The sequence below is a fragment of the Yoonia sp. R78084 genome, from assembly GCF_044595625.1.
In the GTDB taxonomy this organism is placed as follows: Bacteria; Pseudomonadota; Alphaproteobacteria; order Rhodobacterales; family Rhodobacteraceae; genus Yoonia.
Genome location: NZ_CP138993.1, coordinates 1,673,076 through 1,686,904, shown reverse-complemented (window position 1 = coordinate 1,686,904; position 13,829 = coordinate 1,673,076). Strand labels below are relative to the sequence as shown.

Here is a 13,829-nt window from a genome sequence, read left to right as displayed (position 1 = left end):
GGCCTGCTGCTCAAAAAGTGACCGAATTGCAGGCATCTTCTGGCCGAACGTGGCATTTGGCCTTTTGACCCTAGGGGGTGGAGCGCGTATAACGGCGCCTGAAACTATCAGGACTGGGTTCCCTTTCGTGTTGCGCTTTATTCTTTCTTTCTTCGGCGGCTTGTTCACACTGCTGACGCTCGGGGCCTTTATGGGGGCGCTGGCGATTGGTGCTGTGCTCTATATGTATGGCCGCGACCTGCCGAGTTATGAGACCCTGTCGCAGTACACGCCCAAGACAATCAGCCGGATTTATTCTGGTGAGGGGCAGATTATCGACGAATTTGCGGTCGAGCGTCGTCTGTTCACCCCCGCCGAGGAAATTCCCGATATCGTCAAGCAGGCCTTCATTTCTGCCGAGGACAAGAATTTCTATGAACATGGCGGTTATGACGCCATGGGTATGGTGTCGGCCTTTGTGGATGCGGTGGAATCGCGCGGCGAAAACCTGCGCGGGGCGTCCACGATCACCCAGCAGGTGATGAAGAACTTCCTTCTGGATGGGTCACGTTCGGTCGAGCGCAAGATCAAAGAGATCATTCTGGCGGTACGCATTGAGGGGGCAATGCCCAAAGAGCGTATTCTGGAACTCTATCTGAACGAGATTTTTCTGGGCCAGAACAGTTTTGGCGTAACCGCTGCCGCGCTGACCTATTTCAACAAGCCTCTGACCGAACTGACCCCGGGCGAGGCGGCTTATCTTGCGTCTTTGCCGAAGGCGCCGAGCAACCGTCACCCTGTGCGCGACCGTGACGCCGCTGTCTTTTGGCGCAACAACACCCTGCGCGAGATGTTCGAGAACGGCTATATCGACGAAGAGACCTATGAGACCGAGCGCGCAGCCCCGCTTCTGTCTGTGCAGGGCGGAGATTATGAGGATTTCCGCGAGACATTGCCCGAGCGGGATTATTTCACTGATGAAATCCGCCGCCAACTGAGCCAGAACTTCGGGGAAGAGGAATTCTTCTCGGGCGGTTTGTCGATCCGTGCGACCATCGATCCCGAGTTGCAGGTGACTGCGGCCCATTCCCTGCAGCGCGCACTGGAGGAGTATGACCGCGCGCAGGGCGCTTGGCGCGGCACCGAACTGACGATTCCGCAAGAAGCTTTGGCCAACGAAGAGGACTGGCGCGCAGCCCTTGCCGGTCTGAACGTGCCCCGCAGCATTGATCTGGACGGTCAGTGGTATCCGGCGGTGATCCGCGAGGTGGCCGAGAACACGCTCACGATCGGCATTGAAGGTGTGGAAGAGACAGAGGCCGAACCCTTTGTGGTGCCGCGTGTCGATATCCGTTGGCTGGTGGGTGATTTCTTTGACAATTTCACGCCCGGTGACGTGGTTCACGTGCGTCGTTTGCTGGACGGCGACGGCAATTTTGAACGCTGGTCCTTGCGACAGGTGCCCGAGGTGCAGGGCGGGTTTATGGCGATGGACGTCAACACCGGCCGTGTGATCGCGATGCAGGGCGGCTTCAGCTATGAAAGCTCTGTATTCAACCGCGCCACACAGGCGCAGCGCCAGCCCGGATCATCGTTCAAGCCGTTTGTCTATGCGGCGGCTTTGGACAGCGGCTATTCGCCAGCCACGATCATTGTAGACGCACCGATCACGATCAACACACCGCAGGGCACATGGCGTCCGCGCAATTCATCCAACCAGTTCTATGGCCCCACACCAATGCGGACGGGGATCGAGCGGTCGCGGAACCTGATGACGATCCGTCTGGCCCAAGAGATCGGGATTGATACGGTCGGGCGCTATGCGGAACGCTTTGGCGTCTACGAGGATATGAACCGCGTACTTGCGGCCTCGCTCGGGTCCGATGAGACCACTTTGTTCAAGATGGTTGCCGCTTATGCGATGTTCGCCAATGGTGGTGAACGGGTCGAGCCGACGCTGGTGGACCGCGTGCAGGACCGTTACGGCCACACGGTTTACCGCCATGACCAGCGCACCTGTCTTGATTGCGATCAGGCCAATCTGCCTAACGGTGACGGGCCGCGGATCATGTCGAACCGCGACCGTGTGATGAATGAAATCACCGCCTATCAGCTGACCTCGATGATGCAGGGTGTTGTGCAGCGCGGCACCGCGAGCGGCACTGTAAACCTGCCTGTGCCGATTGCGGGCAAGACCGGTACGACCAATGACGCCAAAGATGTGTGGTTCGTCGGCTTTTCGTCCAATATCGTCGCAGGGTGCTACATCGGCTATGATACGCCGCGCACCTTGGGCCGTGGTGCCTCGGGTGGCGGGTTCTGTGGGCCGGTTTTCAACCGGTTCATGCAAGAAGCGATCGAGAAATACGGCTCGGGGTCCTTCCGTGTGCCTGCCAATTGCCAGTTCATCAATATCGACCGTTTCAGCGGCGCACGCCTGCCTGATGATGCTGCGGGCGATAATGTCGTACGCGAATGTTTCCGCCCCGGCGAGGAGCCTTTGTTTGGCATCATGTTTGATGGCGGTTTTGCCATGGCGGCCGATTTGCCGCTCTTTGATGAAGCCCAGGCCGCACAGCGTCAGGTGACCACATCAACGGGTGAAACCGCGACTGTGGGTGATAAGGCGACCTTCGGGACGCTGTCTTCGGGTGGTCTTTACTGACCATGTGCTTGTCGCGCTCCTAAGGGCGCGCTAAGACCGCATCACCAAATATCATTGACGAACAACAGGTGCCCCATGCGCGCGGAAATGCAAAATACTATTGCGGCCATTCAAAAGTCGCTTGCCTTGCTAGCGCAGCGGATGGACCGCGAAACAGCGCCCCACCGCCTGGAAGAATTCAACGCGCGCGTTGAGGACCCGACCCTTTGGGATGATCCCGAAGGCGCACAAAAGCTGATGCGCGAACGTCAGTTGTTGCTGGACGCTATGACCGGCTATGACAGCATCCAGACCGAATTGTCCGACAACATCGAATTGATCGAGATGGGCGAAATGGAGGACGACGCCGAGATCGTCGCCGAGGCCGAAGCCGCTCTGACCGCGCTGGCTGAAAAGGCCGCCAAGAAAGAGTTGGAGGCCCTGCTGGATGGCGAGGCTGACGGCAATGACACCTTCCTTGAAATCAACGCCGGGGCCGGTGGCACCGAAAGCTGTGACTGGGCCAATATGCTGGCGCGGATGTATGTGCGGTGGGCCGAAAAGAAGGGCTATAAGGTTGAACTGCAGTCCGAACAGCCCGGCGACGAGGCGGGGATCAAATCGGCCGCCTATAAGATCAGCGGGCACAATGCCTATGGCTGGTTGAAGTCTGAAAGCGGTGTGCACCGTCTGGTGCGGATTTCGCCTTTTGACAGCGCCGCCAAGCGCCATACGTCTTTTACCTCGGTCAAGGTCTATCCGGTTGTCGATGACAACATCGAGATCGAGGTGAGCCCCTCGGATATCCGCATTGATACCTACCGGTCCTCCGGTGCAGGTGGTCAGCACGTGAACACCACCGACTCGGCCGTGCGGATCACGCACATGCCCACAGGGATCGTCGTGACAAGCTCCGAGAAATCGCAGCACCAGAACCGCGATATCGCGATGAAGGCATTAAAGTCGCGCCTTTATCAGATCGAGTTGGACAAGCGTTCGGCCCTCGTGAACGAGGCACATGAGAACGCCGGTGATGCGGGCTGGGGCAACCAGATCCGGTCTTATGTCCTGCAGCCCTATCAGATGGTGAAAGATCTGCGCACGAACTATGAAACTTCCGACACCAAAGGTGTGCTGGACGGTGATCTGGACGGGTTCATGGCGGCCACTCTGGCGATGGCTGTATCGGGCAAGAGCCGCGCGGAAGCGAACGCCGAATAAGCTTGGTGCTTGCCAAAGTCGCGCCTGCGCGCTTGGATAGCGCATGGGAGATTTTCTAGAATGGACTGCGCATGACCTGATCGCCGCCTTACGGGGTGGCGGGCTGAGTGCGGCCGATGTGATGCAGGCGACGCTCGCGCGGATTGACGCGGAGAATCCGCATTACAACGCCATTGTGTCGTTGCGCGACCCGGAGGTGCTCTTGCAAGAGGCCCGCGCAGCCGATCAGGCCGATAGCAAAGGGCCGCTGCATGGTGTGCCCGTGGCGGTCAAGGATCTGGCCGATGTGGGCGGGATGCCGACATCGCAGGGCTCGCCCCTTTTTGCAGGCCAAATTGCCCCCGAAAGCGAGATCATGGTGCAGCGGATGCAGGATGCGGGCGCCATTGTGATCGGCAAGACCAATACGCCTGAATTCGGATTGGGCAGCCATACATATAACCCGGTCTTCGGCGCGACCCAGAACGCACTTTTGCCGGGCTGTTCGGCAGGGGGGTCATCTGGCGGCGCGGCTGTGGCACTGGCGCGGCATATGATCTGTCTGGCGGACGGGTCTGACGCGATGGGCAGTTTGCGCAATCCGGCGGGTTGGAACGGTGTGTATGGAATGCGCCCCACGTGGGGGCGTTTGCCTGGGGCACCAGCGGGCGATTTGTTCATGCATCAGCTCGCGACCAATGGGCCGATGGCACGGACCCCGCGCGACCTGGCGCTTTTGCTTGGCGTGCAGTCGGGGCCTGATCCGCGCGTGGCCTTTGGCTTGCCGAAGGCGGATTATACGGACGCGCTTGATGGCGATGTCGCAGGCCGCAAAATCGCATGGCTGGCCGATTGGGGCGGCGCCTATCCGATGGAAGAGGGTGTGTTGGCTGCGGCGCAGGCCGGTGTCGCACGGTTTGAGGAGTTGGGCTGTACCGTCGAGGCAATCGCGCCCCCCTTTGATGCAGCGGCACTCTGGGAGGCATGGACGGTGCTGCGGGCGTGGTATCAGGCGGCGAAATTCGGCGCGATCTATGACGATACGCAACGCCGGGATCTGCTTAAGCCCGAAGCCGTGTGGGAGGTTGAGAAGGGCCGTGCCCTGACGGGTACAGCAATTCAACAGGCAAGCACCCTACGGTCGGATTGGTACCGCGCTGCGCAGGGGTTGTTTGACCGTTATGACGCCTTTGTGCTGCCTACGGCGCAGTGTTGGCCGTTTCCGGTGGACTGGGACTGGCCCAAGCAGATTGGTGGCTTGCAGATGGATACCTATCACCGCTGGATGGAGGTGGTCATTCCGGTCAGCCTGATCGGGCTGCCTTGCGTGGCGGTGCCCATGGCGGGGGCACGGCCGATGGGTTTGCAGATTGCTGGGCGTCGCGGTGACGACCTTGGTGTGCTACAATTGGGGGAAGCATGGCACAGAGTGACATCATAGAAGCAGAGCCGGCGGTCGTTCTGAGACAGTTGACACTGTCGGACATAACGGCGGTCTTGCGGGCGGGTGTGCGCGATTTCCGCCGTGCGCCGCAGTTCGGTCTGTTTTTTAGCGCCGTCTATGTGGTGGGTGGATTTCTGCTGATCTGGGTCGGGGCAGGGCATGTGAGCTGGACCTTGGCCACATCACTTGGCTTTCCGCTGGTTGCACCGTTTGCGGCGGCAGGGCTTTACGAAGTCAGCCGCCGGATGGAGGCGGGCCAACCGCTGGAATGGCGCGCAATCTTGGGGATCGTCTGGAACGAGCGCACAAGACAACTGCCGTGGCTGGGCGCGATCATCGTGATTTACTTTCTGTTCTGGACCTTTCTGGCCCATATGATCTTTGCCCTGTTCATGGGGCTGTCGACGATGACCAATATCAGCGAAAGTCTGGAAGTGTTTCTGACGCCAAGCGGCTTGATGATGATCGCAGTGGAGTTGGGGGTGGGGGCAGTGCTGGCGTTCTTGCTGTTTTCCATGACAGTGGTGAGCCTGCCATTGGTGCTGGACCGCGAGGTCGATTTCGTCACGGCGATGCTGACCAGTATAAAGGCCGTGCGCGAGAACCTGTTTGTGATGCTGGTCTGGGCGATGATCATCGCCGTGCTGTCATTGCTTGCGCTTTTGCCGTGGTTTCTGGGGCTGATGGTGGTGCTGCCCATTCTGGGCCATGCGACGTGGCATCTTTATCGCAAAGTCGTTGCCTGAAACGAAAAGGGCGCCCCGAAGGACGCCCTGAAATAGAGTATCTTGTGTCTTACGACTTGGTGTCGGTCGCGGCCGTTGTCGGCATCTTCTTGGACCCAGTGGACAATGGATCGTCCTGACGCTGCACGGACCCTTCGAAGTGCGCACCGCTCTCAATCGCGATGGTCTTGTGGATGATATCACCCTCGACCCGTGCGGTTGATGTCAGGCGGACCTTGAGGCCGCGCACACGGCCAACAACACGGCCGTTGACGACAACATCGTCTGCAACCACTTCGCCTTTGACGGTGGCACCTTCGCCGACGGTCAGCAGGTGGGCGCGAATGTCGCCCTCAACCTGACCTTCAACCTGAATGTCACCGGTTGTCTTCAGGTTGCCGGTGATCAGCAGATCAGAGCTCAGCACAGACGGAGCCGGCTTTGCCTTTGGCGTTGCAGATGCCTTGAAATCAGAACCTGCGGGCTTGGCTGTGTCCGTCCCTTTGGAGGTGTCAGTTTCGGACGCTGCTGGTCCGGGTTCGTTGATTTTGGATTTAGAAAACATCTTGTCCAGCTCTTATATAAGTCATGGGGTTGACGGGGTTGCCGTTCACACGGACCTCGTAGTGAAGGTGGGGTCCGGTCGAGCGACCAGAATTCCCCATAGCACCAATTCGCTCGCCGCGCGAGACCCTTTGGCCGACGCGTACATCCATTGCGTTAAGATGGGCATAACGCGTCTCGATGCCAAAGTCATGTTGGATCTTGATCAAACGCCCGTATCCGGACGACCAACCCGCATGGGTGATCACACCATCGGCGGTGGCGTAGATTGGTGTGCCGATCGGACCGGCAAAATCAGTACCTGCATGTAACCGCCCCCAGCGTGGCCCAAAACCGGAGGTATAGCGAAAGTTCGACTTTACGGGGATCGAGAAGGGCGCCTTTTCAGCGGCGATCCGGTAAAGGTTGATGCGGTCCATGGCCGTCAGGATCGCATTGGCGCGCAGTGCATCGGGGTCAGGATCACCGCCGCGCGTCGAGAACTGGATCGGGGTGAGCGGACCTCCCATGCCGGAATAGCCACGGCGCACCTGTTCGATCAGATTGTCCGGGTTCATGCCTGCTGCGCGGAACATGTCGTCTAGCGGTTCGACAGAGACCAGCATCGCCTCTTCCAACTGGCGGAAGATCTGGTCGTTGCGTTCCTGCAGGAGCCGCAGTTCAAGCTGCATTTCTTCGGCCTGCGCGATGGCGAATTCCGCATCGGCGGCGATCTGGTCGCGCTCTGACGCGGTATCCGCAAGGGCCGAAGCCAACAGCCCGACGGTGCCTGCCGCGTCATCGCTGATCGAGGCGGACCCTTCATTCTGGTTTTCGGACGACAGGGTCGCAACCTCGCGGCGGGCTTCTTCGCGGGCGCGCATTGTGTCGCGCAACGTGGCCTGAACAACTTCAAGGCCGGTTTCAAGTTCGCGGCGTTTTTCTTCGGTGGCAAGCAATTCCGACTGCATGATCGAGATCTGTTGCAGCGCGGAGGTAAAGCGTTCCTGTGCGGCGAGTGCCTCCATCGCGCGGGCGTCACGTTCGGCGGAAAGCGCGTTCAGGCGTTGTTCGTAAGTGAGCTGGTCGCGCTGCGCCTGTGCACGGAAATTTCCGGCACCGATACTGTCCATCAATAAAATAGCAGTGGCGATGATTGTCCAGGCGACGACGATGATGCTGCCGGTCCATGCCACCAGCTGTGTTTCGGATGTCAGACGGATAAAGCGCGTCTCACTGTCGGAGCGCAGGAACAAACGTCTTTCAGGGAAAAACCGTTCCAAAACGCCATGAATGCGTGCTGTTATGCGTGATCTCACGTTGGTGCCTGTCCTGTCCTGTTAGCTTGCGCCGGTGCCTCGCCAGCAGTGATCCGTTCCCGTTTAAGTGCCTCTGCCGCGGGCTGCAAGAAATTTGCGGGATTTTTATGCCAAGATCCCGCGCTTAATCGTGGCTGGGCGGGGTTTTGCCGATGTCAGGAAGAACCCGCCGAAACAGCGCCCGTTCCGGCGAGCGGCCAGTAGAAATCGGGGGGGATTCCGGCCTCTGCGCGCTTTTCTTCGTTGAAGGGCGGTTTGAGATTGCCGTGGAAATACTTGCGGACCAGATCGTGGAACACGCCGGTCGGGTCAAGGTCATGGCGGCCACACAGGAAGTGGAACCATTTGGACCCGTAGGCCACGTGGTGAACCTCTTCGGCGTAGATCGTTTCAAGCGCTGCAACTGCAGAGCTGAGCTTGGCCTGTTTGAAGATCTTGATCATCCCGGGCGTCACATCCAGCCCGCGCGCCTCAAGCACCATGGGCACGACCGCAAGCCGGCCCATCAGATCGTCCACGGTATCTTCTGCCGCGCGCCACATGCCGGCGTGGGCGGGCAGGGCACCATAGTGGCTGCCAAGCTCTTCAAGGCAGTCGCACATCAGGTTGAAGTGTTTGGATTCCTCATCTGCCGCTTTGACCCAATCATCATAATAGCCCAAGGGCAGCTTTGTGTCCGAGAACCGCGCGATGATATCCCAGTGCAGATCGACAGCATTGAGTTCGATATGCGCGACGGCGTGCAGGAGCGCGATGCGCCCCGCCTCGGTGCCCGGTTTGCGGTGGGGGACGTCGCGTGGATCAAGGAGTTCCGGCTGGTCTGGCCGCGCAGGGCGCAAGGGCGGCGTCGCTGTCCCGATTTCGATGACTTCACCTGCGGCGCGTGCCGCTTGCCAACGCGCGGCGTATTGGCGCGACAGGGCGGTCTTGGCGCGGCCGTCGGCGGTAGTCAGTACCGCGACGGCCATCTCTGTGAGGGTCACGCCGCGCGGACCGCTTCGAGTACGGCTTCGACGTGGCCGGGGACTTTGACCTTTCGCCACGCTTGGGCAATCTTGCCATCCGCACCGATCAGATAGGTTGCCCGCTCGATGCCCATGTAGGTCTTGCCATACATGCTCTTTTCCACCCAGGTGCCATAACGCTCGCACACGTCGCCGTCCTCATCCGACAAAAGCGCGATTTTCAGGTCATGTTTGGCCACGAATTTATCGTGCTTTTTGACGCTGTCTTTGGACACGCCGAGCACGATGGTGTCTTCGGCTGCAAATGCCTCAACCATGTCGGTAAAGCCGATGGCCTCTTTCGTGCAGCCGGGGGTGTCGTCTTTGGGGTAGAAATAGAGTACGACCTTTTTGCCTTTGAAATCGGAAAGGTTCACGATCTCACCACCGTCGCGGGGCAGGCTGAAGTCGGGGGCGGTGTCACCGATTGCGGGCTGTGTCATGGGGGCGTCCTTATTTGCGTTTCACTTTCCTGGTTTTGTTTTAGGTCATGACAGGCAAAGATAAAGAGCAAAGCGCGCGCCGTGCTGCGCAAGATAAGGCCATAATGACCGAAGAGACCGATCCGAAACCGACCAAGCCCGCACGGCCCAAGGGAATGCGCCCTTGGGTGTTCTGGCTGCGTGCGGTGTTTGTGGTCTGCATGATGCCCCTTGTTTTTCTGGCCGCAGCCGCCGTCATGGTCATTGACCGCGATATTACCGCACCCAGCTGGATCACGGATCGGATCGAGGCGCGGGCTGATGCGCTCTTGGAGGGTGGAAGTCTTGAGTTCGGGGCGATGACCGTGCGGATCGGCCGTGACCTGCACCCGACCGTGCGCCTTGTGGACACGCGGCTGGTGGATGCCGGCGGGTTAACGCTCACGCGGGTGCCGCTGGTTGAGGGCGGGATTTCGCCGCGCGGATTGATTCTGCAACAGGAGGTCCTGATGCAGAACGTGCGCCTGATCGGTGCGCAGGTGAATTTGCGTCGTGCGCGCGACGGCTCGGTGTCTTTTGCGCTGACGGCTGGGGGCGGGGATCTGGGGCAGGCGCGGTCTTTGCCTGAATTGCTTGAACAGTTTGACCGCGTTTTCGAACGCCCCGCACTTGAGGCGCTTGAAACCGTGCGGGCGGACGGGTTGATCGTGAATTTTGATGATGCGCGGGCGGGGCGGAGCTGGGTTGTTGATGGCGGCAGTGTGGCGCTTGATTTGCGCGGAGGCGAGACGGCGATCAATGGCAGTTTTTCGTTGTTGTCGGGCCGCGCTGATGTGACAGGGGTGGCCCTGTCCTATCTCAGCCCGCGCGGCAGCCGTGCTGCGCAGGTGGGCATTAACCTGACCAATGCCGAGGCGAGCGATATTGCAGCGCAATCCCCTGCGCTGCGGTGGTTGCAAGGCGTCGAGGCCCCGATCACCGCCGCTTTGCGCACCGAGCTTGATGAAGACGGCGCCCTTGGGCCGCTCAATGCTTTCCTTGAAATCGGTACCGGTGTTTTGCAGCCGAACCCCGCGACCGAGCCTATCGCCTTTGATGATGCCAAGGCCTATTTCACCTATGATCCGGTGCGCGATCTGATCGCCTTCAGCGAGGTGTCGCTGGAAACCGCTTGGGGCAGTTTGCGTGCCGAAGGTGACGCATACTTGCGCGAATTCCGCGATGGCTTGCCGCGGGCCTCATTGGCGCAATTCCGTTTTCGCGATGTGGCGCTGAACCCGCCGGGTTTCTTTGACGCACCACCTGAGATTACAGAAGCGTCGATTGATATGCGGCTGCGGTTCGAGCCGTTCTCGGTCGAAATCGGGCAGGCGGTAATGACGGATGGCGATGTGCGGCTGGATGCAAGTGGCGCCTTGGCGGCAACTGACGCGGGCTGGCAATTGGCGCTGGATGCGCAGGTTGCAGCAATCACGCCCGAGCGGCTTGTGTCCTTCTGGCCGGTAAACATGAAACCCGGATCACGGCAATGGGTGTCCAACAACCTGACAGACGGGCGGTTGTTTGACGTGGATATGGGGCTGCGGATCGCGCCCGAGCGTGCGGCACAATTCGCGGTGGATTTTGAATTCGAAGGCACCTCGATCAAGTTTTTGCGCAACATCCCACCCGTCACCGGTGCGCGCGGTTCTGCCAGTATCGCGGACAGCCAGTTGGTTGTCGGATTGGATGATGGTGTCGTGAATGCGCCACAGGGCGGGCCGATGCAATTGGCCGGATCGGATTTCACCATTGTGGATATGCGGCTGAACCCGTCGCCTGCAATCCTGAACCTGAAGGTTGACAGCTCTCTGACCGCCGCTCTGTCTGTGCTCAATCAAGAGCCTTTTGCCTACATGGACAAAGCCAATCTGCCGGTGACCCTCGGCGACGGGCGGGCCCTAACAGAGGGTCAGATCACGTGGCCTTTGCAACCGCGCCCCGCACCGGGAACCGTTCTTTTCGAGATGACATCGCAGTTGCGCAACGTGCGCAGCGATGTGCTGATTGCGGGTCGCAGTTTTGCGGCCCCCCGTCTGACCGTGACGGCCAGCAGGCGCGGCGTGAATATCGCGGGTCCCGTGCGTGTTGGCGATGTGACCGGCGTTGGCGAATGGGACCAGCGGTTTGGCGATCCTGACCGTCCTGGCAGCCGTGTGACGGCGAATGTGGCACTATCGCAGGCATTTCTGGATGAGTTCAACATCACACTGCCGCCCGGCACGATCCGGGGCAATGGTACAGGTGCGCTTGCGATTGATTTGCAGCGTGGGCGCCCCCCCGCCTTCAGTTTACGCTCCGATTTGCAGGGTCTGACGGTGGCGATCCCTGCGGTCGGGTGGTCCAAAGGGCCCGGAACGTCCGGGAACCTGCTGATTGCGGGAACTCTGGGCGCGGTGCCTTCTATCGACACGCTCGAGATTGCTGGCGGCGGCCTGCAGGCGGCGGGGCGCATTACGCTGGATCCTTCAGGGGCGCTGCAGACCGCACAGTTCACCCAGTTCCGCGTCGGCGATTGGTTCAATGCGCCGCTGACGCTGCGCGGACGCGGTGCGGGCCAACCGCTGGGCGTCGAGATTACCGGCGGCACGCTTGATCTGCGCAACGCAGCTTTCGGCGGCGGGCAGCAGAATGGCGGGCCTGTGGAGATTGCGCTGGATCGCTTGCAGGTGACCGAAGGGGTGGCCCTGACGAACTTCCGCGGCGATTTTCGCGGTCAGGGCGGATTTCGGGGCGAGTTTAGCGGGCAGATCAACGGTGAAACCGCAATTGCAGGCACGGTCGCGCCGCGCGACGGGCGCTCTGCGGTGCAGTTGCGCAGCGATGATGCGGGCGGTGTTCTGCGCGCGGCAGGGTTGATGCGCAACGCGGTGGGTGGCACGGCTGAGTTGACGCTTCTGCCCGCGATCGGGCCGGGGACCTTTGACGGAACCCTGCGGGTACGCGACATCCGTGTGCGCGATGCGCCTGCAATTGCGGCCTTGCTGGATGCGATCAGCGTCGTCGGGCTGTTGCAGCAGCTGGACGGGCAGGGGCTGGCCTTTGACGAAATGGATGCGCGGTTCCGTTTGACGCCCCAACAGGTGATCGTGTCGCAGGCAAGTGCGGTCGGTCCGGGGCTTGGCATTTCGGTGGACGGCCTCTACACGCTGGCCAATAAACAGATTGATCTGCAGGGCGTCGTGTCACCATTTTATCTGGTCAACAGTATCGGTTCTTTCCTGACCCGCAGGGGTGAGGGATTGATCGGGTTCAACTTCAACATTGGCGGCACGTCTGACGCGCCGCAGGTGGCTGTGAACCCGTTGTCGGCGCTGACACCGGGGATGTTCCGCGAGATCTTTCGCAGGCCAGCACCGGAACTTTCCCAATGAAACTGAGCGACTTTGACTTTGACCTGCCTGAAGAATTGATTGCCACACGGCCAGCGCGCCCGCGCTCGTCAGCACGGCTCTTGCTGGCGCAGGGGACGGCCATCGAGGACCGGATTGTCAATCAACTCCCAGACATTTTACAGCCTGGCGACCGGTTGATCCTGAACGATACCAAAGTGATCCCTGCGCGTCTGTTCGGCGTCCGTCATCGCAGTGGCGAGGCGGGCGAGACTGCTGCGAAAATGGATGTCACCTTGCTGGAACCGCGGGCGGATGGCGCGTGGTCTGCGCTGATCAAACCGCTGAAAAAGGTGCGCGATGGCGAGGTGATTGTCTTCTCGGATGAATTAAGCGCCGAAGTTGTCGGGCGCGGTGACGGGCAGGGGTATCTGCAATTCAACCTCAAGGGTGATGATTTCGATGCGGCGCTGAATGCGGTGGGGGCGATGCCTTTGCCGCCCTATATCGCAGGTAAACGGCCAGCGGACGAGGCGGACAAGCAGGATTACCAGACCTATTGGGCGCGTCATAGCGGGGCGGTGGCGGCACCGACAGCGTCACTGCACTTTGATGGCCCCTTGCTCGCGGCGCTGGCGGCGCGGGGTGTGGAATTCACCCATGTCACATTGCATGTGGGGGCGGGGACGTTTTTGCCGGTGAAGGTGGACGATGTGCGCGATCACAAGATGCACGCCGAATGGGGCGAGGTCACGCAGCAAGCAGCGGCAGAGATGAACGCGACGAAGGCCGCAGGCCACCGCGTGATCCCTGTCGGTACAACGGCGCTGCGCCTGATCGAGAGCGCAGTGAAAGACGGAAAGATGAAGCCCTGGACGGGACCTACCGATATTTTCATCACCCCGGGCTTCCGGTTCCAGATGGCGGACGGGTTGATGACAAATTTCCATTTGCCGAAATCAACGCTGATGATGCTGGTGTCGGCACTGATGGGCACGGATAACATTCGTGCGATTTATGACCATGCGATTGCGGAAAAATACCGCTTCTTTTCCTATGGTGACAGCTCGCTTCTCTTGCCCGCGCAAGAGGGCGTGAATGGTTGAGGCCCTGTCGCTTCTGTGATGAATTCTTAGGAGAATCGTGACATTGCACGGTTCTTGCTGTGCTGAAAGGGC

Annotated in this window: 10 protein-coding genes; 6 read left to right on the top strand and 4 right to left on the bottom strand. The window is 60.1% G+C overall.

Annotation, left to right across the window (positions count from 1 at the left end):
* Positions 1–127 precede the first annotated feature (127 nt).
* The 4 genes from SJY29_RS08615 to SJY29_RS08600 all read left to right on the top strand — a co-directional run bounded on the left by SJY29_RS08615 (position 128) and on the right by SJY29_RS08600 (position 6,013).
* The gene (locus SJY29_RS08615) at positions 128–2,644 is read left to right on the top strand and encodes a penicillin-binding protein 1A (protein WP_400088761.1); all 2,517 of its coding nucleotides are present in this window, start codon (positions 128–130) and stop codon (positions 2,642–2,644) included.
* 75 nt (positions 2,645–2,719) lie between these two features.
* Complete coding sequence (prfB, locus tag SJY29_RS08610) at positions 2,720–3,844, top strand: peptide chain release factor 2 (RefSeq protein ID WP_055292520.1); 1,125 nt, start codon at positions 2,720–2,722, stop codon at positions 3,842–3,844.
* A 43-nt stretch (positions 3,845–3,887) separates the two neighbouring features.
* On the top strand, positions 3,888–5,264 hold the full coding sequence (locus SJY29_RS08605; protein WP_400088758.1) for an amidase: 1,377 nt from the start codon (positions 3,888–3,890) through the stop codon (positions 5,262–5,264).
* A complete protein-coding gene (locus SJY29_RS08600; RefSeq protein WP_400088757.1) occupies positions 5,243–6,013 on the top strand; it encodes a DUF2189 domain-containing protein in 771 nt (256 codons plus the stop codon). Before SJY29_RS08605 ends, SJY29_RS08600 begins: the two co-directional genes overlap by 22 nt.
* Before the next feature lie 49 nt (positions 6,014–6,062).
* On the opposite strand, the gene SJY29_RS08595 is transcribed toward SJY29_RS08600, so the two are convergent.
* From SJY29_RS08595 to bcp, 4 genes are all read right to left on the bottom strand, one after another.
* On the bottom strand, positions 6,063–6,557 hold the full coding sequence (locus SJY29_RS08595) for a polymer-forming cytoskeletal protein (protein ID WP_400088755.1): 495 nt from the start codon (positions 6,555–6,557) through the stop codon (positions 6,063–6,065).
* Entirely contained in the window at positions 6,547–7,854 is a 1,308-nt protein-coding gene (locus SJY29_RS08590; protein WP_181417135.1) for a M23 family metallopeptidase, read from the bottom strand. Before SJY29_RS08590 ends, SJY29_RS08595 begins: the two co-directional genes overlap by 11 nt.
* Before the next feature lie 155 nt (positions 7,855–8,009).
* On the bottom strand, positions 8,010–8,822 hold the full coding sequence (locus SJY29_RS08585) for a ferritin-like domain-containing protein (RefSeq protein WP_400088871.1): 813 nt from the start codon (positions 8,820–8,822) through the stop codon (positions 8,010–8,012).
* Between the two features lie 11 nt (positions 8,823–8,833).
* Positions 8,834–9,301, bottom strand: coding sequence for a thioredoxin-dependent thiol peroxidase (gene bcp, locus SJY29_RS08580; protein ID WP_400088753.1), 468 nt, complete (start codon positions 9,299–9,301; stop codon positions 8,834–8,836).
* Between the two features lie 47 nt (positions 9,302–9,348).
* On the opposite strand from bcp, the gene SJY29_RS08575 reads away from it, so the two are divergent.
* Positions 9,349–12,693, top strand: a complete 3,345-nt coding sequence (locus SJY29_RS08575; protein WP_400088751.1) for an AsmA-like C-terminal region-containing protein — start codon at positions 9,349–9,351, stop codon at positions 12,691–12,693.
* Positions 12,690–13,757: a tRNA preQ1(34) S-adenosylmethionine ribosyltransferase-isomerase QueA gene (gene queA / locus SJY29_RS08570; RefSeq protein WP_400088749.1), complete on the top strand. Its 1,068-nt coding sequence runs from the start codon at positions 12,690–12,692 to the stop codon at positions 13,755–13,757. Before SJY29_RS08575 ends, queA begins: the two co-directional genes overlap by 4 nt.
* Positions 13,758–13,829: the final 72 nt, after the last annotated feature.

Excerpts from the sequence above, each read along its gene's own strand:
- queA (WP_400088749.1), top strand. The coding sequence starts at position 12,690 with ATGAAACTGAGCGACTTTGACTTTGACCTGCCTGAAGAATTGATTGCC.
- prfB (WP_055292520.1), top strand. The coding sequence starts at position 2,720 with ATGCGCGCGGAAATGCAAAATACTATTGCGGCCATTCAAAAGTCGCTT.
- SJY29_RS08595 (WP_400088755.1), bottom strand. The coding sequence starts at position 6,557 with ATGTTTTCTAAATCCAAAATCAACGAACCCGGACCAGCAGCGTCCGAA.
- SJY29_RS08585 (WP_400088871.1), bottom strand. The coding sequence starts at position 8,822 with ATGGCCGTCGCGGTACTGACTACCGCCGACGGCCGCGCCAAGACCGCC.
- SJY29_RS08600 (WP_400088757.1), top strand. The coding sequence starts at position 5,243 with ATGGCACAGAGTGACATCATAGAAGCAGAGCCGGCGGTCGTTCTGAGA.
- SJY29_RS08605 (WP_400088758.1), top strand. The coding sequence starts at position 3,888 with ATGGGAGATTTTCTAGAATGGACTGCGCATGACCTGATCGCCGCCTTA.
- bcp (WP_400088753.1), bottom strand. The coding sequence starts at position 9,301 with ATGACACAGCCCGCAATCGGTGACACCGCCCCCGACTTCAGCCTGCCC.
- SJY29_RS08575 (WP_400088751.1), top strand. The coding sequence starts at position 9,349 with ATGACAGGCAAAGATAAAGAGCAAAGCGCGCGCCGTGCTGCGCAAGAT.